General features: G+C 39.9%; 25 protein-coding genes and 1 pseudogene. 4 read left to right on the top strand and 22 right to left on the bottom strand.

The genetic code is table 11. From position 1 onward, the window contains the following. Positions 1-28 precede the first annotated feature (28 nt). Entirely contained in the window at positions 29-955 is a 927-nt protein-coding gene (gene cysK, locus JT739_RS04715) for a cysteine synthase A (protein WP_237659949.1), read from the top strand. 89 nt (positions 956-1,044) lie between these two features. Here the strand turns inward: cysK and JT739_RS04710 are convergent, their stop codons facing one another. The 4 genes from JT739_RS04710 to JT739_RS04695 form a co-directional block, all read right to left on the bottom strand. Then, positions 1,045-2,430, bottom strand: coding sequence for a sodium:solute symporter family protein (locus JT739_RS04710; protein WP_237659948.1), 1,386 nt, complete (start codon positions 2,428-2,430; stop codon positions 1,045-1,047). A gap of 236 nt (positions 2,431-2,666) precedes the next feature. Further along, entirely contained in the window at positions 2,667-3,461 is a 795-nt protein-coding gene (locus JT739_RS04705; RefSeq protein ID WP_237659947.1) for a hypothetical protein, read from the bottom strand. A gap of 21 nt (positions 3,462-3,482) precedes the next feature. Next, positions 3,483-4,739, bottom strand: coding sequence for a histidinol dehydrogenase (hisD, locus tag JT739_RS04700; RefSeq protein ID WP_237659946.1), 1,257 nt, complete (start codon positions 4,737-4,739; stop codon positions 3,483-3,485). 94 nt (positions 4,740-4,833) lie between these two features. Continuing rightward, positions 4,834-6,333, bottom strand: a complete 1,500-nt coding sequence (locus tag JT739_RS04695; RefSeq protein ID WP_237659945.1) for an amino acid permease — start codon at positions 6,331-6,333, stop codon at positions 4,834-4,836. A gap of 235 nt (positions 6,334-6,568) precedes the next feature. Here JT739_RS04695 and JT739_RS04690 point away from each other — a divergent pair, with 235 nt between their 5' ends. Genes JT739_RS04690 through JT739_RS04680 form a run of 3 tightly spaced genes read left to right on the top strand, consistent with a single transcriptional unit; the run spans position 6,569 to position 7,607 of the window. Further along, positions 6,569-6,745, top strand: a complete 177-nt coding sequence (locus JT739_RS04690) for a spore coat associated protein CotJA (protein ID WP_237659944.1) — start codon at positions 6,569-6,571, stop codon at positions 6,743-6,745. Positions 6,746-6,764: 19 nt separating this feature from the next. Continuing rightward, complete coding sequence (locus JT739_RS04685) at positions 6,765-7,019, top strand: spore coat protein CotJB (RefSeq protein ID WP_237659943.1); 255 nt, start codon at positions 6,765-6,767, stop codon at positions 7,017-7,019. Positions 7,020-7,031: 12 nt separating this feature from the next. Beyond that, positions 7,032-7,607, top strand: a complete 576-nt coding sequence (locus tag JT739_RS04680) for a manganese catalase family protein (RefSeq protein ID WP_237659942.1) — start codon at positions 7,032-7,034, stop codon at positions 7,605-7,607. 55 nt (positions 7,608-7,662) lie between these two features. On the opposite strand, the gene rnfB is transcribed toward JT739_RS04680, so the two are convergent. From rnfB to JT739_RS04585, 18 genes and pseudogenes are all read right to left on the bottom strand, one after another. Continuing rightward, positions 7,663-8,700 carry an RnfABCDGE type electron transport complex subunit B gene (gene rnfB / locus JT739_RS04675; protein WP_237659941.1) on the bottom strand — a complete coding sequence of 346 codons (1,038 nt, stop codon included), beginning with the start codon at positions 8,698-8,700 and terminating at the stop codon, positions 7,663-7,665. An 18-nt stretch (positions 8,701-8,718) separates the two neighbouring features. Next, positions 8,719-9,309 (bottom strand): electron transport complex protein RnfA, encoded by a 591-nt coding sequence (locus JT739_RS04670; RefSeq protein ID WP_237659940.1) that lies wholly within the window; start codon positions 9,307-9,309, stop codon positions 8,719-8,721. Between the two features lie 16 nt (positions 9,310-9,325). After that, positions 9,326-9,937 (bottom strand): electron transport complex subunit RsxE, encoded by a 612-nt coding sequence (gene rsxE / locus JT739_RS04665; protein WP_237659939.1) that lies wholly within the window; start codon positions 9,935-9,937, stop codon positions 9,326-9,328. Between the two features lie 2 nt (positions 9,938-9,939). After that, positions 9,940-10,482 (bottom strand): RnfABCDGE type electron transport complex subunit G, encoded by a 543-nt coding sequence (locus JT739_RS04660; RefSeq protein WP_237659938.1) that lies wholly within the window; start codon positions 10,480-10,482, stop codon positions 9,940-9,942. Further along, entirely contained in the window at positions 10,479-11,402 is a 924-nt protein-coding gene (locus JT739_RS04655; protein ID WP_237659937.1) for an RnfABCDGE type electron transport complex subunit D, read from the bottom strand. The genes JT739_RS04660 and JT739_RS04655 overlap by 4 nt, the downstream gene beginning before the upstream one ends. A 49-nt stretch (positions 11,403-11,451) precedes the next feature. Continuing rightward, on the bottom strand, positions 11,452-12,771 hold the full coding sequence (gene rsxC, locus JT739_RS04650; protein WP_237659936.1) for an electron transport complex subunit RsxC: 1,320 nt from the start codon (positions 12,769-12,771) through the stop codon (positions 11,452-11,454). 456 nt (positions 12,772-13,227) lie between these two features. Continuing rightward, positions 13,228-13,980 (bottom strand): fumarylacetoacetate hydrolase family protein, encoded by a 753-nt coding sequence (locus JT739_RS04645; RefSeq protein ID WP_237659935.1) that lies wholly within the window; start codon positions 13,978-13,980, stop codon positions 13,228-13,230. Between the two features lie 182 nt (positions 13,981-14,162). Continuing rightward, positions 14,163-15,008, bottom strand: a complete 846-nt coding sequence (locus JT739_RS04640) for a formate/nitrite transporter family protein (protein WP_237659934.1) — start codon at positions 15,006-15,008, stop codon at positions 14,163-14,165. A 183-nt stretch (positions 15,009-15,191) separates the two neighbouring features. Further along, entirely contained in the window at positions 15,192-16,931 is a 1,740-nt protein-coding gene (locus JT739_RS04635) for an NADH-dependent [FeFe] hydrogenase, group A6 (protein ID WP_237659933.1), read from the bottom strand. 23 nt (positions 16,932-16,954) lie between these two features. Next, complete coding sequence (gene nuoF / locus JT739_RS04630) at positions 16,955-18,748, bottom strand: NADH-quinone oxidoreductase subunit NuoF (RefSeq protein ID WP_237659932.1); 1,794 nt, start codon at positions 18,746-18,748, stop codon at positions 16,955-16,957. Positions 18,749-18,782: 34 nt separating this feature from the next. After that, positions 18,783-19,157, bottom strand: coding sequence for a ferredoxin (locus JT739_RS04625; protein ID WP_237659931.1), 375 nt, complete (start codon positions 19,155-19,157; stop codon positions 18,783-18,785). Between the two features lies 1 nt (position 19,158). Beyond that, positions 19,159-19,706: pseudogene (locus JT739_RS12885) on the bottom strand (ATP-binding protein). Between the two features lie 2 nt (positions 19,707-19,708). Beyond that, entirely contained in the window at positions 19,709-20,197 is a 489-nt protein-coding gene (locus JT739_RS04610) for an NAD(P)H-dependent oxidoreductase subunit E (protein WP_237659928.1), read from the bottom strand. Positions 20,198-20,259: 62 nt separating this feature from the next. Then, positions 20,260-21,006, bottom strand: coding sequence for a PHP domain-containing protein (locus JT739_RS04605; protein ID WP_237659927.1), 747 nt, complete (start codon positions 21,004-21,006; stop codon positions 20,260-20,262). After that, positions 21,006-21,350, bottom strand: coding sequence for an AraC family transcriptional regulator (locus tag JT739_RS04600; protein WP_237659926.1), 345 nt, complete (start codon positions 21,348-21,350; stop codon positions 21,006-21,008). The genes JT739_RS04605 and JT739_RS04600 overlap by 1 nt, the downstream gene beginning before the upstream one ends. A gap of 11 nt (positions 21,351-21,361) precedes the next feature. Next, positions 21,362-22,681, bottom strand: a complete 1,320-nt coding sequence (locus JT739_RS04595) for a [Fe-Fe] hydrogenase large subunit C-terminal domain-containing protein (protein ID WP_237659925.1) — start codon at positions 22,679-22,681, stop codon at positions 21,362-21,364. 25 nt (positions 22,682-22,706) lie between these two features. Further along, entirely contained in the window at positions 22,707-23,516 is an 810-nt protein-coding gene (locus JT739_RS04590; RefSeq protein ID WP_237659924.1) for an ATP-binding protein, read from the bottom strand. Continuing rightward, complete coding sequence (locus tag JT739_RS04585; RefSeq protein ID WP_237659923.1) at positions 23,513-24,145, bottom strand: redox-sensing transcriptional repressor Rex; 633 nt, start codon at positions 24,143-24,145, stop codon at positions 23,513-23,515. Before JT739_RS04585 ends, JT739_RS04590 begins: the two co-directional genes overlap by 4 nt. Positions 24,146-24,274 lie beyond the last annotated feature (129 nt).

The raw sequence follows: 24,274 nt of genomic DNA, 5'->3' as shown, positions 1-24,274 counted from the left end.
ATTTTATATTATACGAGGAGGTTTTACAATGAGCAACTCAACACAAATTGCAAATTCAGTTTTGGACTTGATCGGGATGACGCCAATGGTTAAACTCAATCGGCTCTCACCCGAAGGCGGAGCAACAATCGCAGCAAAGCTAGAATCCTTTAACCCGGGCGGCAGCGTAAAGGACCGCATCGCCTTCAGCATGATTCAGGATGCTGAAGAAAGGGGAATCCTAAAACCAGGTTCAACCGTCGTGGAGCCCACCAGCGGCAACACGGGAATCGGTCTTGCCATGGTGTGCGCTGTGAAAGGATACCGTTTGCTTTTAGTTATGCCTGAATCCATGAGCGTAGAGCGCAGAAGGCTCCTAAAAGCTTACGGCGCAGAATTTGTGCTGACTCCTGCTGAAAAAGGCATGAGAGGTGCCGTGGAAAAAGCAGAAGAACTTGTTAAGACTCACGGATACTTTATGCCCATGCAGTTTGACAATCCAGCCAATCCTGCTATACACGAAAAGACTACTGCACAGGAAATATTACAGCAAACTGATGGCAAACTTGACGCATTTGTTGGAGGTATAGGCACAGGAGGTACATTTACGGGAGTTGCAAGAGTTATAAAAGCAAAAATGCCCCACGTAAAATTCATCGCAGTAGAACCGTCAGCTTCACCGGTCCTGTCAGGTGGAACACCAGGTCCCCACAAAATCCAAGGAATCGGTGCCGGCTTTGTTCCTAAGGTTCTGGATACTAGTTTAATCGATCAAATAATTACTGTTCCCAACGAAGAAGCTTTTAATTTTGCAAGACAGCTTGCAATAAAAGAAGGGATTTTGGCTGGCATTTCTTCAGGTGCTGCAATTTATGCTGCCCAACAAGTGGCAAAGGATTTGGGGCCGGGAAAGTTAGTAGTAACTGTACTTCCAGATACCGGAGAGAGGTATTTAAGTGTCGATGGACTGTTCTAACTGTTCTAAAGTGAATGATGACTGTACATAAGCTGCCCTTTTGCAAACGGATTTGCAAAAGGGCAGCTTTATTTTCTATGTAGATTTTGTTATCGTTTTTTTTGTGTTACAAGTGATACCACTACAAATATTGCCAAAGAAATCAAAGCCGCGTAAATTTCCGCCGGGGCACCAAAAATATTAGCTTTAGTCAGTATTCCCCACAGTGCTACAATAGAACCGACGATTATGGATGCAAGTGCCCCCTCTCTGGTTGCGGATTTCCATAAAACGCCACCCATTACCGGTATGAAAACACCTGCGCTGTACATTGTGTAGGAATAGATAAGAGCATCAATTATTCCGGGCATTATCAATGCTATTAAAAGGCTGAGTATGCCGATTATAAAAGTAAAGTTTCTGGATATATTAAGCAGTTTCTTTTCATCTTTTATTTGGTCCATCTTAAATGTCTCTATCCAGAAGTCCTTTACTATATGCGATGTGGCAGCCGTCAAAAGCGAATCCGCTGTTGACATGATAGCTGACAGTATTGCAGCTAAAATAATTCCTCCTATTACCGGATTCATAAGGTTTTGAACCACCCATGGGAAGGAATTGGCTCCGCTATCTAAGTCTGACAATGCCCTTGCCCCCATGCCGATAATAGTTGGGAAGAAGCTGACTATTACCAGAATGATACCACCGATAATTGATGCAGTTTTAGCTACATTCCCATCTTTCGCTGCAAACAACCTCTGGTAAAAGTCCTGACCGATGAGGGTGTACATTATCGTGGGCAATAACAGCCACATGATACTTGATGTTCCGAGGCCCCAAAAGCTAAAGTAATTGGATTCCACTCCTTTTGCGATTAACATAGCAGATAGATTTGATATACCGCCAGTTTTAGCCAGCACTAGAAATGCTCCTAATGCCACACCAAATGCTGCTATCATTAATTGAACAGCATCGGTGATTGTTGCCGCCCAAAGGCCACCGAAGGTGGTATAAACGATAAATACTAATGTAGCAAGAATTGCTCCGGTGTTACCGGTGATTCCCAATATTCCCAAGGCATTCCGTGCCGAAAGTACCATAGCAGCTAAGATTCCAATCAGCGCAACGAGAGAAAGTAATGAACCCAATATTCTGATAGTCTTTCCACCATATCTTAGTTCAAGATAGTCCGGGACGGTATATAGCGATAGCTCTCTAAATTTACCTGCAGTGGTAAAAGCTAATAATAGGATTCCTATACCGCAGGATACACCATACCATGCTCCTGACCAACCGTAGTTAAAACCGTATTCACTCCCTCCCATGACCATTCCACCGCCAAAATGGGTGGCAGCTAGGGTTGCGGCACACATCCATACTCCAAGTCTTCTACCGGCCAATAAAAAATCTGTCATTCCTTTGATATATTTTCTCCCAGACCACCAACCGACCCCTAACACAAATAACATGTAAATAATCACTATGAACAGAATCATGCCAACACCTCGTTTTGATAACATTTAATAAGTTTGTTTCTCTTCTGAATAAATTATAAAACAAACTTTATTCCTTTTATACCTTTAATAATTTAATAAATTAAACTACTTAATTATTTTTCTGCTTTCTCCATCAAATTTTCTCCTGAATCCTTACATTTACACCATTTCTAATTCGCGGCGTCATGTATCGGGGGGCATATTTCGGTAAAAAAAGCGTGCTTTTTACAAACACGCTAAATCAATATTTTGCCTTCACATGTAATAATCACATCTGTTGAAATATATGATTCATCTCCCATTCCCACTTTAATTACTCCACCGGGCTGTATTACATCAATATCCTTTGAAATACCGTAAACTTTTTTTAAACAAGCGCCCAGGGCCAAACTTCCCGAACCGCATCCCCGTTCAAAAACATTGCTATTTATGGCTCTTACGTGGACGAAGGGTTTTATTTTGTATCTGCCATCTTGTACCTTCTTATATGGAATTATACCAATTGCGCCCGCGTCAACAATTTCCTTTAAAGCTCGCGCAAGCTCTAGGTATTCTTCAATATCATCCTCCGCTTCTAAAACAAAGTGGCTTATTCCATCAAATTCTACTATGTAGCCTTCTACAGTCTTTTTTAGAAGTTTGATTTTCGCCTCGTCAATTCCTTTTGTAGATGGCATGGTGCAGCTTGTGCTGTAGCAAAAATCACTGACCTTTGCCACTCTGCATCTTATAGATTCATCTGTTCCGGAAGTATCAATATTAAATATTTCTTTATTCGTCAGTCCCTTATATACAGCGTAAGCCGCTGCAGCTAATGTGGCATTCCCGCAAAACTCACCACCTGCCATTTCCAAACCTATGACCGAACCTTTTTTTGATGGAGGCACTATAAATCCTACCTGCTCAGAATGTAAGTAATCGTAACTCATAGCCTTTTTCGCTAGGACAGGATAATAACTTTTTGGGCATTCACTTGTTATGATAACTGTAGTATTCTTAGCTGGGCTTGCTTTGATAAACTCAAAAATCACTCCTGTCAACCTCCAAAGCTATTAATCCTCAAGCCTTATATCAGCTGCCAGCTCGTGGGCGTAAAGGCCTTCTGTTTCGGCCAAATTGCTTGCTGCTGGTATCAATTCCCTTGCTCCTTCTTTTGTTATCTTTTGGAAACTGACAACTTTCAAGAATGTCCCTACCCATACACCACCGGTGTACCTAGCAGCTTTCATGGTAGGCAATATGTGGTTTGTACCCGAAACATAATCACCAAAGACCTCCGCAGCGTAGTTGCCGATAAAAAGTGAACCGTAGTTGTGCAACGAATTTATAACTTCTTCAGGATTTTTTATACAAATCTCCAAATGTTCTGGAGCAATCTCATTGGCAAGTTCTAAAGCTTCTTCCATTGTGTCTGCAACAAAAACCTGACCATTGTCTTCCCAGGATTTTTTCGCTATATCTGCAGTTCCCAAATCTGATAACAGTTTTTCAAGACTTACGAGAACCTTTGATGCCAGATCTTCAGATAAGCTTATTAGTATCCCGCGGGCATTGGGATCATGTTCCGACTGGGCTAGCAGGTCCGCTGCTACGAAATCGGGATCTGCCGTATCATCTGCTATAATTAGCACTTCGCTGGGGCCTGCCAGAAAATCTATCCCAACCGTTCCAAAGACCTGACGCTTCGCCTCGGTAACCCATACATTCCCCGGCCCCACAATCATGTCAACAGGCCTTATGGTCTCAGTGCCAAAGGCCAGGGCTCCGATGGCGTGAGCACCGCCCATGCAGTAGATCTCATCGGCGCCAGCTATGTCCATGGCAACCAAAGTAGCCGCGTTAATGCTGCCGGTTTCCTTATCAGGTGGAGAACAGGCAACTATTCTGGACACATTTGCCACTTTTGCGGGAATTATAGACATTAGTGCAGAAGAAGGCAGCGGGTATCGCCCTCCGGGGATATAGGCACCACAGGAATGAACCGGAATTATTCGATGACCTAAAGTCACACCTGGCGAAACTTCTTCCTTAACTTCTACAATAGATTTTTTCTGTATCTCTGCAAATTTCTTTATTCGATCTGCGGCAAATTTAATATCTTTTACAACTTGTTCGTCTAAACTATCATAAGCTTTTTTTATGTCATTAGCGGTAATTCTAATATTGCCCGTAAAACCATCTAGGTTTTTACAGTATTTTACTAAAGCCTCATCTCCTTTTTTTCGAATATCTTCTAATATACTAAAAACCCTTTGCCTTATATCCATTTCCTCTATATAGCTTTTACTCGCATTCTTGATAATTTTCATAAATATGCTCCTCCAATAAGTATTTAAATTTCATTTGCTCTCAATACTGCTTTCACGTTTTTATTAAAAAAATTTGCACATCAGATTATTAAATTTAATAAAAGTAAGGAATAATATACAGCATAATTGCTAATGCAAAGGCTATGCCAACTATTTTTTGCCATAAAGCGTATTCTTTATTTAGCTTTACTAATTCCTCCCCTGACGGGAGTTCTGGCAGTTCCTGTTCTAGTACTGAACTTGCAAAACCTAGGGGGATATCTTTGTCAACATTAGCCCTGCTCCAAAAATAGTACAAAATCAGTCCCACAACCGACCATAAGACACCGGTTATCACTGCATCTCCGGGCAACTGAGTAGTCATTATTATGTAAGCTACAATGCTAATCGTTGCCCCCACTTTTATCATCGGAGCTTTGTATGGTCTTTGTAATTGAGGCTGTTTAATCCTCAGGCCAATTGCTCCCATAAAGCCAATAATATAATAAAACAAATCGGCAAACAGACTCAAAGAGGCAATGTAAATAAGTGAGCCGGTTGAGACAAACAGCAGAGTAATAACACCTAAAAATATCACTGCAACATAAGGAGTTTTATATTTCGGGTGTAGCTTGGAAAACACTGGTGGTAAACTTCCGTCTCGCGACATGCTAAATAAATATCGAGCGGGAGCTGCAACTCCTGCATTTAATGTTGAAAAATCACCACCGAAAGCTATGCCTGCACATAAAATTACTAGAGGGATCCCTAGAATCCCGGCTGCTTTCATTGCTTCAGCATAAGGAGCCGCAGATTCTTGAATCATCGTTAACTCAGATGTAGGTACAATACCCAGTAAAAACCATTGAAAAACTGCATTGACAACAAAAATGATAAATGGCGATAAGAACATTGCTCTAGGTATATTTATTTGAGGGTACTGTATTTCTTCACCCATTGCACAGGCTGTTTCGAAACCGGCAAAGCACCACCATACCAGAGATGTTACAAATATAAATTCTCTCCAACTGGTACTTGCTGAGCCGACAAAGGGTGCATAATTATGTATGTTTATATGAGCGAGCATAATAAAAAACCATATTAACGATACTCCCCAAAAGAAAAACATGAAGGCATTTTGCCATTTACCGGCAATTTCTACTCCTCTATAATTAATAATAATAAACAGTACAATTATTAAACTGGCGATAATTCTTTCATCAACAGGAATCGTTATTCCTAGACCTTCAAACATCCATTTTAAATAATTGCTAAAAGCTAAAGCTTCGCCACTTACTACTGATATAAGCGAAATAACAAAGTTCCACCCAGCTAAAAAACCCCAAGCCTTTCCAACACCAAACTTCGCATAATTATAAGTCCCTCCAGCATAGGGAAGCATTGCTCCCATTTCCGCATACAGAAGGGCTGGATAAATGCTAAAGAGAAAAGCTGCAAATGTCGCCCAAATAATTGATGGGCCTAAATATCCTACTCCATTAGCTCCAACAGTAAACAACCCCACTCCCACAACAGTACCAACAGTTATGGTTATGGCCTCTTTTAATCCTAACCCCCTAATCATCTTAGTGCTAACAATCTCACTTTTTTCCACAATATAACCTCCTCATTTTAATTAACAATATGATTGAAATTGGTGAACGCTCTAAGGCTTTTATATTTTTGTATATTAACGTATTAACTTTTTAACTTAATAGATTAATAAAGTATTTACTTATCATTTTATCACATTTTCCTAAATTTAGCACCGAAAACATGATGCTTACATAATATACTAGTAAAAACCTAATGTTTATCTTGCTTTATGTATTTATCGAGGAGGGGTTGTAATGTCAAATTCAGAAAATGAAGTCAAAATGCAAAACTTATCTGTTGAATATAGACTGGGAGAAGCATATATTCCGTTCCAAAGCTACGGCAAAATTTTTGACCCAAGAACAGCATTGATGAACGGAACGTTGTTTCCTGAACTTTATAGACCATACAGAGTAAGAGCTGAATTATAAGTTGAGAGAGGTGATTTTAATGTATTCAAAGGACATGGTGGACCTATTAAAAGAAATCATGGCTGTGGACTTTGTTGTATATGAACTTGCACTGTTCTTGGATACTCATCCAAACGACCGAAGGGCATTGGAAGATCACAATAACTTTGCAATGAAGTCTCGTCAGCTTAGAGAGATGTTTGAACGAAAATATGGGCCTCTAATTCTCGATTCTGTATCGGAATTTCCGTATCAATATATAAACAATCCATGGCCATGGGAAATAAGATATTGAGGAGGGATTTATATGTGGTACTATGTGAAAAAGTTGCAATATCCAGCCAACGTGGCACGGACAGACTTGGGCATGGCCAAATTTCTTTTCGCACAGTATGGAGGCCCTGATAGCGAGCTATCAGCTTCTATAAGGTATCTGACCCAGCGCTATACAATGCCCATACCGCAAGCAAAAGCCTTACTTACAGATATTGGAACTGAAGAATTAGCCCATTGGGAAATTATTGGAACATTGATATATAAGCTGACTGATGGTGCAACACCTGAACAGATGAGGAGAGCCGGCTTAGGTGATCATTTTGCACAGCACGACAATGCCCTTTATCCCCATGATGCCGCAGGAGTGCCATGGACAGCAGCATATATACAAGCAACGGGAGACCCCATAGCTGATTTACATGAAAACTTGGCTGCCGAACAAAAGGCGAGAGCAACCTATGAACACCTAATTAGCCTGACAGACGACCCGGGAGTAATCGCCACTTTGGCCTTTTTAAGGGAAAGGGAAATCGTTCATTTTCAGCGCTTTGGGGAAGCTTTAATGCTTGTAAAAGAATATATGGATAAACCAAAACATGTTTTTTAAAATTAAAGCTTCTATATAAATTAAGAAAGCCTTCGGCAAAGCCGAAGGCTTTCTATTATTTAGATGCTGCACAAGCTTCACATGAATCGCATTTTCCTTGAGTCTCTCGCACCATTTTTATTGCATCTTTGCGGCATTTTTCAATGCAGATGCCGCAACCGATACATAATTCCTGATTGACCACATGGACCTTCTTTACTTCACCGGTGATAGCATTTACCGGACAGCTTTTTGCACAAAGCGTACAGCCGATACATTTTTCTTCTATAATAACTGCTTTTTTACGGGTAGGAAATGCTGCCGTTATTGATTTAGTTGGGCATTTTTCCACACAGAGCATGCAGTTGCGGCATTTGTCATAGTCTATTACTGCCACATTATCCTTAACATGTATAGCATCAAACGGGCATACTTTTTCACACTGCTTGCAGGCTATGCATCCGATGCTGCACACGGCTCTAGTGTCTTTTCCCTTCATGGTTGCTCTGCAGCGCACGTGAACTTCATTTTTGCCAGGTGTCAACGCTATGACCATTTTGGGACATGTCTTGACACAGAGATTGCAACCGGTGCATTTTTCTTCATCTATAATTGGCAGCCCATTTTCCCCCATAGTAATAGCATTTACGGGACAAACTTTCACACAGTCACCAAAACCTATACAAGCAAAAGCGCAGCCTTTAGGCCCACCGTTTACCATAGATGCGGCTTTACATGTCATTACGCCATGATACTCAGATTTATTCTTAGCTTTGGATTTATCACCTTGGCACAAAACTCGCGCTATTTTTTTGTCATCGGCACTGCCTGTATCAGAAACTCCCATGATTTCGGCAATTTTGGCCGCAACTTTTGCACCTCCAACCGGGCACGCATTGATTGGGGCTTTACCTTCTACAATTGCTTTAGACAATCCCGAACACCCTGGATACCCGCATGCACCACAGTTGGCTCCAGGTAAAGCTTCAACTATCGCATCTGCCCTAGGGTCTGTTTCAACAGCTAGCTTTTTAGATGCAATGGCAAGGCCTCCGCCTAAAACCAGACCTAAGCCACCCATACTTAGCAGGGAAGTTAGTATAATATTTGCCATCTCATTCACCTCCTGTAATTACCCTAAAGGAACGAGCCCTGTAAATCCTAAAAATATCATAGAAAGCAGCCCTGCCGTAATAAAAACTATTGCCGGCCCTTTTAAAGCCTCAGGCACATCATGAAACTCCATTTCTTCGCGGATACCAGACATCAGCACTAAAGCCAATGTAAATCCCAAACCTGCCCCCAAGCCTAGAGCTATGCTTTTTATGAGATTATATTTATACATTGGAATCAAAAGAGCTGCACCCATTACTATACAGTTAGTAGTAATTAAAGGTAGAAAAATTCCAAAGGCATTATATAAAGCCGGGCTAATTTTTAAAACTACCATTTCAACCAATTGCACTAGTGAAGCAATAACCAAGATAAATGATACTATCTGTAAAAAGGGTTCTAGGCCATAAGGCGCAAGTACATAATTTTGCAAGAAATAAGCGGCTACTGCTGTCATTGTTAAAACAAAAGTTGTAGCCATACCCATACCTACAGCAGTTTCGGTTTTGCTGGAAACACCCAAGAAAGGACATTGACCTAAGAATCTTGACAAAACAAAGTTATTTACAAACACCGCTCCAATTATTATAAAAAACAATTCCTTCGCCAATTGTTCTCACACCCTTTCAATGGCATTGAGTACGTTTTGCTGTTTTTCTGTTTATTACATTTATTAATCCTACGAGAATTCCCATCACAATAAAAGCACCGGGAGGCAAAATGGCACTAACCCATGGAGTAAAGCCTTCTCCCATTACTCTGTACCCAAATAAAGTGCCTGCTCCCATCAGTTCGCGTATCATACTTATTAAGGTAATAGCCCATGTATACCCTAAGCCCATACCTAAAGCATCTGCTATAGCTCTTGCCAAACCAACTTTTGAGGCAAAGGCTTCAGCTCGAGCAAGTACAATACAATTAACTACGATTAGCGGAATAAATATCCCCAAAACTTCATACAGTGCAGGAAAATATGCCTTCATGAAAAGGTCAACAACTGTAGTAAATGTCGCAACTACGATGATATAACATGGTATTCTTACCTTCGCAGGAATTACGCTCCTAAGAAGTGAAACCAATATACTGGAACATGTCAAAACAAAAGTCAGCGCCAAGCCCATTGCTATGCCATTGCTGGCAGCAGTAGTTACGGCAAGTGCCGAACAAATACCAATAACCATCCTAAAAATTGGGTTTTCATTCCAAAGGCCGTTTATAAAATCTTTAAATAACTGCATGATTAATAATCGCCTCCCACGGGAAATATTTCAACTACCTTCTCCAGTGAAGTCTTAATTGCACTTGCCACAGCCGTGGAAGAAATAGTTGCACCTGAAATAGCCTCTACATCTTGTTTTGCCACAAATTCATCTTCAACGGATTTTCCTTTAAATTGGTCTTTGAAAGCCTCCTCCTGTATTCTCGCTCCAAGACCAGGGGTTTCACTCATTGACAGGATTTCTATTCCTAACAATTTACCTTCTTTAGGATCGTAACCTACCATTATTTCAATCGGTCCGTTAAATCCCGAACCTGCCGTCTTAAATGCAATTCCCTTTTTGTTTCCCTCATCATCCAATCCTATATATATGGTAATATCGTCTTTTTGAATTTCTTCCATCTGGGTTGCCCCTGGTATTACAATAAGCACAGATTGTTCCAACTTTTGCCTTGCCTGCTCTTGAATTGTAGGATTTGTAACTTCATAAGATAGGGCAAGCACCGCTCCAGATGCCATAGAAATAATCATCAGCACTATAATCATTCTGGCATACTGGTTCATCTGGATTTCACCTCCCCATAGATCTTGGGCACTGTAAATCTGTTTATCAATGGGGTAAAGGCATTCATCAGAAGTATTGAAAATGACACACCTTCAGGATAACCCCCATATAATCTAATCAAAACCGTAAAAAAACCTGCACCTATGCCAAAAATCATTTTGCCAAGCCTGCTAAGGGGTGTTGTTACCATATCTGTTGCCATAAAAAACGCCCCGAGCATTAATCCTCCGGATAATAGATGAAAAACAGGGTCTTGACCTAAAATCGCTGATAAGATTGCAACACTGCCAAGATAGCTTGCCGGTATGCACCAATCCACATATCCTTTATAGATGAGATACAAGCCTCCTATAATAATAAGAAAAGCAGAAGTTTCTCCTAGAGAACCACCTACATTCCCGAAGAAAAGCTTCACATAATCTGTTGATATGCCTTCCATTTTCATTAGTGCAAGTGGAGTTGCCCTGGTAGTGCCGTCAACTGGGTTTATCCAGGTTGTCATGGGAGTTGTAAATGTTATCATCAGGAATACTCTTCCTATGAGAGCCGGATTAAAGGGATTTGCTCCTAGTCCGCCATAAATCTGTTTACCTAGAGATATTGCCACCACCGCTCCTACTACTGCCATCCAATAGGGCAATCCCGGCGGCAGATTTAATGCAAGCAGCATCCCCGTAACCAACGCACTGCCATCTGATATTGTTATAGGCTTATTTCTAAGTCTTTGAAATATAGCCTCTGTTAAAATAGCCGCAATACTTGTTACTATAACAAGGCCTAAGGCTCTAAAACCAAAAAAATATATGCCTGCAAAAGTCGGCAGTAGTAACGCTATAGCTACGCTGAACATAATTCTCGAAATGCTTTCTCCTGAATGTATATGAGGAGATGATGTAGTTATCAAAATGTAATCATCCATCCATGAGTACCTCCAATCTACATAGTAGCTTTCTGCTAAAAGTTGCCGATTATTTTTGTCTTCTCAAAGCTATAATATGACTTTTGGCAATCCTAATATGCTGAGTAAGCGGTATATGTGCAGGGCAAACGTAAGAGCAGCAGCCGCATTCTACACAATCCATTGCGTGATAAAGTTCTGCTTCATTCCACATATTTTTTTGGGCAAATTTAGCAATGGTAGTTGGCAAAAGATTTATGGGACAGGCGTCGACACACCTGGCACATTTAATACAGGGCGATGGTTCAAATAAATGCAAATCGTGCTTCTCCAAAACTAAAAGCCCTGAAGTCCCTTTAATAGCTGGCACATCTAGTGTTGATTGTGCAAGCCCCATCATGGGGCCACCCATCAAAACTTTGCCAGGTGTGCCTTTAAAACCTCCACACTGCTCGATTATATCTATTAAAGGAGTGCCAATCCTTATTAAAAGATTTTTAGGTTCCTTTATTCCCGAACCGGTTACTGTAGTTATCCTTTCAATAAGGGGTAATCCGGTTTTTAATGTATTGGCAATCGCTGCACATGTTCCGGCATTGTTTACGATAACTCCTGCATCCATTGGCAGTCCCCCCGAGGGAACTTCTCGGCCGGTAACAGCCTTAATAAGCTGCTTTTCACCACCTTGTGGATATTTGGTGGCAAGAACAACAACTTCGATTCCTTCTTTGTCTTTAATGGTTTTTTTAATTGATTCTACAGCATCAAGCTTATTGTCTTCTATTCCAATAAAGGCCCGTTTAATACCGGTTGCCTTCATAATTGCCTCAATTCCTAGAACTACATCATCTGGTCGCTCCAGTAAAAGCCTGTGATCTGCTGTAATATAAGGTTCACATTCCGCAGCATTAATAATAATTGTATCAACGTTCTTCTCCGGCGGGAAAGACAGTTTGACTTGTGTCGGAAAACCTGCTCCACCAAGTCCCGTAATTCCAGCTTCACGAATAAGATTCTTTATCTCATCCGGAGAAAGCTGACTAAGAGGCTTCGGCGGTGTTATCGAATAATCCAGCTCATCCTTTCCATCGGATTCGATAACTACAGACATCATTAAACCTCCACCAGGCCAAGGTCTTGGTTCGACAGCAGTTACTTTCCCCGAAATACTCGCATGAACTGGCACTGATACGAAACTCTTTGCTTCACCTATCTTTTGGCCCTTTTTTACCATATCCCCTACTTTGACTATAGGTTCGCTGGGAGCACCTATATGCATCCCCATCGGGATTATTACCTTCTTTGGCAGGGTAGCTTTTTCAATGGGTTTGGAGTTAGTAAGATCCTTGTTATATGGAGGATGTATGCCTCCTTTGAAGGTTTTAAGCATCGTTTCACCTCTCCTTTTGAACTGACCTAGAAATACTTCGACATAAATCGTAAAAAACCTTTTATACTTCTTGGTAAATTAAAAATTGTATACACTATACAAGCTTTTCTTCTTTTATTATACAATAAAAACTAATTTCATTCTATACATAGTTTCAAAGCGATTTGTAATGTGGATTTAATTTTTTTTAAATATAGCAAGCATCAAATATAGCTGATAAGCTCATTTTAACGTTTTAATAATCTATTGGCATTAATTAAATGCTAATAAGTTCCATATAGCCAATTATTGCACATTACTTCTTCTTCAAAAGATATGCTGTCTTAATTCTTTTCTTGTTACATAAAAAACTCCTTCTTCGCTTGGTTATTTGATTCTTGCCAAGAAGGAGATTACTTCTCATCAGACACAAGATTAGTTGTAATTCGTATAATAACAGATGAAAATATTTCCTCACTATATTACATAGTTCTCCAAAACACCCACACCTTCCACTTTAACCTGTACGGTATCTCCTGAACTCATAGGCCCAATACCAGAAGGTGTTCCAGTAGCAATCACATCACCAGGCATTAAAACCATAACTTGGCTGATAAAACTGACAAGTTGACCTACATTAAAAATTAAATCTGAGGTATTAGACTTTTGTTTAACTTCACCATTTAATAAAAGCTCGATAGACAGATTATCATAATTCAAATCGGTTGCTATGCATGGCCCAAAAGGTGCAAATGTATCAAAAGATTTGGATCTAGTCCATTGACCGTCCTTGCTCTGAAGGTCCCGGGCTGTAACATCATTGAAGCAAGTTGCACCCAATATATAAGAATAAGCCTCTTCTGGTCTAATATTCTTCGCTGGCTTTCCTATCACTAATCCCACTTCGCCTTCATAATCAACTCTACTAGAAATTGCAGGTTTTACGATCTTTCCCTTGTGTGGCAATGCTGCTGAAGGAGGCTTCAGGAATATAACAGGCTCTTCAGGAAGAGCCTTATTAACTTCCTGGACATGGCCCTTATAGTTTAAACCAACACATACTATCTTTGAAGGCTGGCAAGGAACTAAAACTTCCACATCATTTATATCGTAACAGCAATTGGTAATCTCATAGTCCTTAAATATATCACCCTCGATTTTCTTGACTTTATCATCCTCAAGCAAACCATAACTGCAGGAATTATCTTTTCTAAATCTGACAAACTTCATAGTGCTCCCTCCTTAAATAGTTGCTTCACTTAATTAGGCATAGTTTCTAGAACATAAGATCTATACCACAAATATTATACCAATAAATCTATAAGATTTCTTACCTATTTAAGGAGTAAATTTAAGAAAAGACTTGCGACGTTTTAGGAAAGCCCAGAATTTCCTGGGCTTAACTTAAATGTTTACTGATTTATTGTGCCGTCAAATTTTTTATCCGTATGCCTGTAAACATACCAATAGGCCATTCCTATTACTAATGCCCCACCTATTATATTGCCAAGTGTCACTGGAATCAAATTTCCAAAAAGTCCTCCAATATTTAATTTAGCTAGGGCTTCAGCATGAATTTTGCCGGCAGTGATATAAGTAGAATTGGAACTGACAAAAATACCTGCAGGTATGAAATACATATTTGCAATGGAGTGCTCAAAACCTGACATTACAAACAGCATTATTGGAAACCAACACGCAAAAACTTTTCCCACTATATCTTTAGCAGCTGTAGCCATCCATACGGCCAGAACAACAAGGATGTTGCACAAAATTCCTCGAACAAATGCTTGTCCAAATGGTATGGAAACTTTATTTACCGCCGTTTTAATAACCATAGCACCCAAAAGGCCGCTGTTTGTATCCAAAAGTCCGCTTTGGCTGATTAAAAAAGCAAATAATATGGCGCCTACAAAATTTGAAAGGTATACAATTATCCAGTTTCTAAAAAGCTCACCAAAGCTTATTTTTTTATCCATTGCGCCAATTACCATGAGATTATTGCCTGTAAAAAGTTCCGCTCCTGCCATAACAACTAACATCAGTCCCACCGGAAAAACCGCTCCGCTGGCAAACTTAGCTAAACCTGGATTATCTATGGCATGGGATATCATCTGAGAAGCAAAACCCGCAAATGATATATAAATACCAGCTAAAATGCCTAAAATAATTAGATTGCCAACAGAATTTCTTGCTTTATTAACCGATATTTCATCATATGTTTTTGCGATTTCTTTCGGCGTTAAAAAATTGCCCATTGAACAGCCTCCTGTGTTATTTTTTTCACAAACTTTGTTAAAAAAATAATTTGTTTGTTATATTATATTATAAATCTCCTTTGCATTCAATAATTCGTGAAAATTTTATTTAATCCAAAAAACAGCAGTAGCAGCTTTTTTAGCCACTACTGCTGCAAGATTACCTTAATTTATGCGCAAATACTAATACAGCTTGCGCTCTGTATAGTGGGTATGAAGTAGTTTATGAGATTTTTCTCCAAGAGGTTTGCCAAGATATTCTTTATACAGTGTTTGTACTGCTGGATTCTCATGAGATTTTCTCAATTTCATATTGCGGTCGACCTCGTAAATGGCTTTGCCTCTCGCCTCTCTATAGTCAACTTCCCAGCGCTCATTTGCACTTAGAATAGGCTGACCGCCGCCACCGACACAACCACCTGGGCAGCACATTATTTCGATGAAATGGTAGTTGGCTTCACCATTTTTTACCTTATCTAGAACTTTACGTGCATTGGCCAATCCATGGGCAACTGCTACGTTTACTTTAGTACCATCTACATCGATGGTTGCCTCTTTTACACCTTCAACTCCGCGAACTTCTGTAAAATCGATGTTTTCCAATTCCTTGTTCGTCACAAGTTCGTAAACGGTTCGTAAAGCAGCTTCCATAACGCCTCCGGTTGCACCGAAGATAACACCGGCTCCTGTAGATATTCCGAGAGGCTCGTCGAATTCTTCATCTGGCAGATTTCTCAAATCAATTCCTGCTTCTTTAAGCATCCTGGAAAGTTCTCGAGTGGTAAGAACTACGTCTACATCCTGGTATCCACTGGAGAACATCTCAGGCCGCTGGCATTCGTATTTCTTAGCAGTGCAGGGCATTATTGAAACTGAAAAGATCTTTGATGGATCAATTCCCATTTTTTCTGCATAATATGTCTTTACGAGAGCCCCAAACATTTGCTGTGGAGATTTGCACGTTGACAGATTGTCAAGAAGTTCGGGATAGTAGTGTTCGCAGAACTTGATCCAGCCGGGGCTGCATGAAGTTATAAGTGGAAGTTTGCCGCCATTTTGAAGCCTATCCAGGAACTCCGAGCCTTCTTCCATTATGGTAAGATCGGCGGAAAAGTCAGTATCAAAGACCTTGTCAAAGCCCAATCGCCTTAACGCAGCAGGTATCTTCTTTGTAACGATACCTCCACGTTCTCCACCAAATTCCTCTCCTAATGATACTCTAACTGCAGGAGCAATTTGGACTACAACATGCTTATCGGGATCTGCCAAAGCCTGCCACACTTTATGGGTGTCATCTTTTTCTTTTAAAGCACCTACAGGGCAAGCTAATATACATTGACCGCAGTTGACACATGGCACTTCATTTAGACTCATGTCAAATACCGGTGCTATAACTGTATCAAAGCCTCGATAGTTAGGTGAAATAACACCTACGCCCTGTACTTTATGGCATGTGCTCACACAACGCCGGCACAGCACGCACTTAGATGTATCTCTTACTATTGAAGGTGAAAAGTCATCATATTGTGCCTTGCTTTTTTGTCCAGGATACCTTATTGACTGTATACCCAATTCCTCTGATAGCTTTTGAAGTTCACAATTTAGATTTCTTACACAGGTAGGACATTCTAAGTTATGATCAGAAAGTAACAATTCCAAGGTTACTTTTCTGGCCTCTCTGACTGCTGGAGAATTAGTTATAACCTCCATCCCTTCAGAAACTGGTAAAACACAGGCTGTTTGAAGGGACCTGGCACCCTTAACTTCCACTACACACATTCTGCAAGCTCCAATTTCGTTTACGCCCTTTAAGAAGCATAGTGTGGGGATCTTTATTCCTGCTTTTCTGGCAGCCTCAAGCACTGTTGCATTTTTTGGAGCTTCAACTTTTATACCATCTATAGTTAATGTCACCATATCCATAGTTTCCCTCTCCCTTCTTCTGACTATTTTTTAACAATTGCACCAAAGGGGCATCTATCGTAACAGCTGTTGCATTTTATGCATTTGTCCACATCGATGACATGAGGCTGTCGTTTTTCACCACTGATGGCCTGTACAGGACATACCTTGGTACACACGCCACAGCCTTTGCATTTTTCAGGTACTATCTCGTAATGTATCAATGCTTTACATGCACCAGCGGGACACTTTTTATCCCTAATGTGGGCTTCATATTCATCTCTAAAATATCTTAACGTGGACAAGACCGGATTAGGAGCTGTCTGCCCTAGACCGCATAGTGCGGAAGCTTTGATGCTTTTGGCAAGGTTCTCCAGAAGCTCTATATCTCCCTCTCTACCTTCACCATTGGTTATCCTTTCGAGGATTTCAAGCATGCGCTTGGTTCCGATTCTGCATGGAGGACATTTGCCGCAGGATTCTTCTTGAGTGAAAGTTAGGAAGAATTTAGCTATGTCTACCATACAGGTATCCTCATCCATAACAATCATACCGCCTGATCCCATCATGGAACCTGCCTGAATCAATGTATCATATTCTATTGGCATATCAAGTAGTTCTGCAGGTATGCAACCACCTGAAGGGCCACCTGTTTGGACAGCCTTGAATTTCTTGTTGTTGGGGATGCCACCGCCAATATCAAATATGACTTCTCTTAGCGTGGTTCCCATCGGAATCTCTACAAGGCCAGTATGGTTAATCTTTCCACCGACAGCAAAAACTTTTGTGCCCTTGCTCTTTTCTGAACCAATCTTAGAAAACCAATCGGCACCCTTGAGAATAATCTCAGGTATGTTGGCATATGTCTCAACATTATTAATAATAGTTGGTTTTCCCCATAGCCCTTTATTGGCTGGGAAAGGCGGCCTGGGCCTTGGCTCTCCGCGGCGTCCTTCTATTGAAGCCAGCAAAGCTGTTTCTTCGCCGCATACAAAGGCTCCGGAGCCTAGTCTTAGAAAGATGTCAAAACTAAAGTCAGTGCCAAGAATGTTCTTGCCTAACAGCCCATGGTCTCTGGCCTGCTCTATAGCGATTTCCAGACGCTTTACGGCTATCGGGTATTCAGCCCTTACGTAAATATAGCCTTCACTGGCACCAATGGCATAACCTGCTATCGTCATTGCTTCCAATACCGAGTGGGGGTCGCCTTCCAATATGCTTCTGTCCATAAATGCACCGGGGTCTCCTTCGTCAGCATTGCACACTACATACTTGATATCGCCCTGTGCATTTGCAGCAAACTGCCATTTCATGCCTGTGGGGAATCCTCCGCCGCCGCGACCCCGGAGGCCAGACTTTTTAACCTCATCTATGACTTCCTGAGGCGTCATTTCAGTCAGTACTTTTGCCAGAGCAGCATAACCGTCATTTGCGATGTATTCTTCGATTACTTCAGGATTGATGACACCGCAATTTCTTAAAGCAATACGTTTTTGGCGTTTATAAAAATCAATGTCCATTAAAGAGCGATAGCGTTCCTTTGAATCCGGCTCTTTGTAAAGAAGGCGCTGAACTACACGGCCTTTTAATAAATGTTCCTCAACAATTTCCGGCACATCTTCTGCCTTAACTTGACAGTAATAGCTGCCTTCCGGATAAATCAAAATATTGGGTCCTAGTTCACAAAGGCCTAAGCAACCGGTTTGAATGACCTTTACTTCTTTATCTAACCCTTTCTTTTGGATCTCTTTCTGAAAAGTCTCAAAGATAGGTTCACTACCGGATGCGACACATCCTGTACCTTTGCAAACTAAAACATGTGCCCTGTATATTTCCATTTTCATAACCTCCTCAAGCTCCCGTATTTATTCATTAAATATTTGGGACTACATACTCATCCACAACTTGGTTATTGATAATGTGCTTTACTACTACCTCTCTCGCCTTTTCAGGATTCATATTTACATAAGTGACTTTTGGCTGCCCCGGCTGTATTACATCCACCAAGGGTTCATACTGACAAAGGCCGATACATCCGGTTTCAGTCACTATAACATTAGTTATATTGCGCTTTTTAAGCTCATCTAATATGGCCAGCATTACCTGCCTGGCACCGGCTGCAATACCACAGGTACCCATACCTACAACTACGCGAGTTTTTGTGTCATTATCAACTCGTAAATTTATCGCGTCCTTTGCTTGATCGCGAATTTTTTTAAGTTCTTCAATAGATTTAATCACCGGCATTTTATGCACCTCCATTAATTTCCTTTAGATTTTCATTTACAAACTCTTTAATCCAGTCAATTACCATTGGATTGTTGATTGGCACATCTTCAAGTGTTTTTTTGATTTCACGGGTGTCTAATGTAAATCCTCTATCTCCTACAGAATGCTTGTATACAAAATCCACATTAGGCCACACTGCGATCAGAGAAACCATAGTATCAGCCATGCTTCCTATAGGTGCTCTGTCTATATGACTTAATGTAAAGCTTGCAACTATTTCAGTTCCTTTGCCTTTCTTAGAATAGATTTTCAAACCTCCCCCGCAGCTTTGAGCGGCCTGGGCAAATAATGGTATTCCCAATCCACCTTGCGGGTCGTTCGCGTTGTAAAAAATGGATCCATAACTTTTTTAATTGTATCAGGGTCCATGCCAGACCCGTTATCTCTGATCTTAATTATTAGCAAATCATTTTTTATATCTTCTTCAATGTCTATTTCAATAAGAGATGCTTTTGCTCCTAAAGAATTTTGGACTATATCTAATATGTGTAAAGAAAGTTCTTTCATAGCTATTCAAATTTTTTTAAGACCTCCGGAACCTTATCGGGAGTTAATCTTCCGTATACCTCATCATTAACTATAATAGCGGGGGCCAGACCACAGGCACCTATGCAACGGCAAGCATCAAGAGAGAATTTTAAATCATCGGTGGTATCGCCTACCTCAATCCCCAATTCTGTTTTTAATCTGTCAAGTACCTTTTCAGCACCTCTTACATAGCAAGCCGTTCCAAGGCATACCCTAATATGATATTTTCCTCTGGGCTTTAGGTTGAAAAACGAATAAAAGGTTATGGTGCTGTAAACTTCACTTAAGGTAACGCCCAAGGCTTCGGATACTAATTTTTGAACTTCTATTGGGAGATACCCCATAATACCCTGAGCCTCTTGTAAAGCCTGAAGCAGGGCACCTCTTTGACCTTTGTATTTTTTTAACATATCTTTAATTTGATTGAGTTTTTCGATAAAATCTTGTTGTTGATTTAATGCTACTGCCATTTTATCCCTCTCCTTCATATGTTATTGTTTTCTTTTTCACTAAGTTGTGCAAATTATTCCTTTTAATCTTTTATTAATACCTTCCTCCCTTCCAAGCCTTTTAAAGCCATAACAATTTCTTTAAAATTTAATGATTTTAACAAAAAAAATGTTTTTTGATAAACCATATCTTCTAAACAGTGTGCATCTGAAGATGTTATTAAAGTATACTCATTAATGTTATCAAAAGTTGCTTCAAAATTTGCTTTTGTAGTTGTCTTTGAAAACTCTACGGCATCTACCTTTAAATTCTCAGGAATAAAGCCTAATTGACCAATTATACTAAAGTGTTTTTTGTCAACATGTGCAGGGATCAGTAAACCTTGTAATTCATGTACCTTTTGTGCAATTTCATCTACGGTGAGAAAAGTTGATGTAAGCAGCATTCTGTTCTCTTCACCCAATATATTTCCTATGCCATCTACAAGCCATTGATGCCCAAAAAGCCTGGGGTTATTATTGACAGGGGGCAAAGCGCTGTAGATATACTCCTGCAACTTAAAGACCTGATCTTCACTTTCAAATAAGCACAACAAGTGAACTTCCTCAATGCTTTGTACTTCTATTCCGGGAATCACCAGAATATCATAATCCTGCGCCATATTTAACATTGCATTTATGTTTCCCGCAGAATTGTGGTCACAAATTCCTAAGATTTTAGTCCCCATCACTTTTGCCATGTTTAATATGTTTATGGGAGTCATCTCATCACTGGCACAAGGGGAAAGACATGTATGAATGTGAAAATCCGCGGGGTATTCCAAGAGCATTAACCTGACTCCTTTGATAAAAGATTATACAGTATACCACAAACCTCATATATGGACTTATCGGTGGAGTAAATAGGTATGTTTTCTTGTTCTGCTTTATTTATTGTATTTTCATCAATGCTGGCATTTTCTGCTACAATAATTGCTGCTAGATTAAGCAGGGAAGCCACTGCTACTATGTTTTGATGACTTTGAATAGTTACCCAAACATCATGTTCTTTGGCGTGGGCCATAACCCAGCTTAAAAGGTCTGAAGCATATCCGCCTCGGATTACTCTATCGGTATTTACCACCTTAGTAACTAATTTTAGATTGAGAGGTTCTTGAATTTCGTTTAATTTCATGTATTCACCCCCTACCCCTTAGATTCCATAGTTGGAGGCATCTTTTTTGCCAAATCAAACATTTCCGCAGCCAATTGTTTAACCTTGTCCCTCAGTTTAAATATACAGTCGGTTTCATTTGCTTGACCTTTCACAATATCTTCTGCAAGGGCTCTGCAGTTGGGTGAACCGCAACTGCCACAATCAAGGCCTGGTAAATCTTTAACAGTTTTCTCCAATAGATCCATTTTTCGAATAGCTTCAACCAAATCATCATCCAATTTAAATGCAGACTTTGGAAGGATTTTTTCTTCCAGGTGATAATATCCTTCATTAAACTGTTTTATTATGGAATCAGTATTTAAATTGCTTTGAAAGCCTATTTTTTCAGATAATCTCCTTAACTTAACTCTAGCTATATATTGGTTTTCAACTGTAAGGGCACCGCCAATACAACCGCCAATACATGCTTGGCACTCAATATAATCCACATCAGAAAGCTTGTTCATTTCTACTTCTTCCAATACTTCTATGCAATTCTGAATTCCGTCAACGGCCAGATAATTATCCCCGCCTATGGCGATGTTTTCTCCGCCTGACCTGCCCCAACCTATTCCAAGCCCTAAAGCATCTTCAAAAATTGATTGAAAAGCTTCACCGTCTAAATTTTTGACTATTTCACTGAATATACCGGAAATGGAAAACACACCATCTACATAGGATCTTTTTGCACCAATTGGTCGCTTAACTGATGTAGCTTTAGCAGGGCACGGGCTAATAAAAAAGACTCCGATTTCTTCTAAAGAATAGCCCAACTTTTTACTCAAAATCTCTTTTGCACGCTTTGCGGCTATCTCCATAGGTGCTTTAATAGGTATTATATTTCGTATTAGTTCAGGAAAGCGCACTTGTATTAAACGGACCACAGCAGGACAAGAAGAAGATATAAGAGGTCGTATTTCTCCATTCCTATTAATATACTCACGTATAGCAACAGACACTTCTTCTGCAGCTAGCGGAACCTGATAGACTTCATCAAACCCAAGCTTATTAAGGGCAGATACGATATTTTTTATGGTAGTGCCTTCTTTAAATTGCCCAAAAAGACTGGGAGCAGGAAGGGCAACAGTAAATTTAAAATCTTTTAATCTAGAAATACTGTCAGTTGAAGCATATTTGGCATTGTTAGGACATACCCGTATGCATTCACCGCAATCTATGCATTTGTTTTCTAAAATGTATGCTCTACCATTTCTTACCCTTATAGCTTCAGTAGGGCACCCTTTTATGCAGTTTGTGCAGCCTTTGCACTTTTTTACATCAAGGGTAACCGAATGGTATAATTGTTCCAAATATCTTCACCAGCTTTCACTGATGCTAAAGGTATATAACCATTCTTACTTCTGTGCCTTTTCCGACGACAGAATCTATTTCAAAAACATCGGAAAATTTCTTCATGTTTGGCAATCCCATACCGGCACCAAAACCCAATTCTCTTATTCTGTCAGGAGCTGTTGAATAACCCTCTTCCATGGCTTTTTCTATATCAGGGATTCCAGGACCTTCGTCTTTAGCTGTCAATTCAATATACTTCGGAGTTATGCTAAATATCAATTGCCCCTTATAAGCGTGTATAACAATATTCATTTCTGCTTCATAGGCCGCAATAGAAACCTTTCGTATTATGCTTGAATCTATGCCTATTTGTTTTAACACTCGCTTTGCCTGTTCAGCAGCTTTACCGGCACTGTTAAAATCATTGCCAAGTATATCGTAAGTAAGTCGCATAACTTGAGGTGTTTCGGATTCTCTACCAGAAGCAGCATCTAAAACCTTTTTATTATCTTGACTGTGACCGAGACCTGCCTCATATAAAATCCCACAGGATTCAAAAAGGGGAAAGTCAGTCTTAAGCAGGGGAACTTTTTGTTCTTTTGCAAGTTCAATAACATCCTTGGAAGGAATTTTGCCTCGGACGAATACAATTGCAGCAAATTCACTCATAACGGTAGTTTGTATTATATGCCGGTGAGTTAAGCCGGTAAGCAGTATTGCATTAGCTTTATTATCAGCTAAAATATCACTCATTAAATCTGCTCCACATGCATTAAAAACCTCAATGTCTAAGTACTCTTTTCCCCATAAAACTTCTGCATTAAGGAGCTCTTTTATTTTGGATAGCTTCATCGACTTTCCTCCAGATAATAGGTCAAATATTCTAACTGAGCAGCTAAATCGACTCTTCTTACAAATATATTTTGCTTTACTGTGATATTTACAGGTGCAAAGTTTATTATCCCTCTTATTCCTGCATTTACGAGTTTATCTGCTACGTCTTGAGCTGCCGGTGCAGGAACCGCTATTATCCCTAAAACAATATTTAGCTCCTTAACTTTCTCTTCTAACAAATCCAGTGAGTAAATATCAATATTAGCTATCTTTTTCCCAATTTTTTTAGGGTCGTTATCAAAAATGCATGCTATATCAAAACCTCTTTGTTGAAACCCTTTGTACTGCGAAAGTGCTCTCCCAAGGTTTCCAGCACCAACAATGGCAATTGACCAGCGTTTATCTAGACCTAAAATCTTCATTATATAATTATAGAGCTCTTTAGAATTATATCCCACACCTCTTGTGCCAAATTCACCAAAATAGGCTAAATCTTTGCGAACTTGAGCAGGAGTGACTCCGGTAGCCTGCGCAATATCATGCGAAGAGACAGTATTTTTCCCTTTCTCATCTGCTTCCCATAAATACCTGGAATACATTGACAACCTGCCAATAGTCGCATCCGGGATTTTAAATTTCTTAAACATGTTAATAAATCACTCCTTCGTAGTCAATTCTAGCACAATAACATGCTTTTTACAATAGAAAAAGTGAAATTAATCACAATGTTATATTATTGTCAAAATCTTTGTTAAAACTTTAACAATATTTTTGCT

Origin of the sequence: Tepidanaerobacter sp. GT38, from assembly GCF_021991635.1 — a bacterium.
GTDB lineage: Bacteria > Bacillota > Thermosediminibacteria > Thermosediminibacterales > Tepidanaerobacteraceae > DTU063.
The sequence above is the reverse complement of the archived record's forward strand: the minus strand, read 5'-3'. Positions and strand labels throughout refer to the sequence as shown.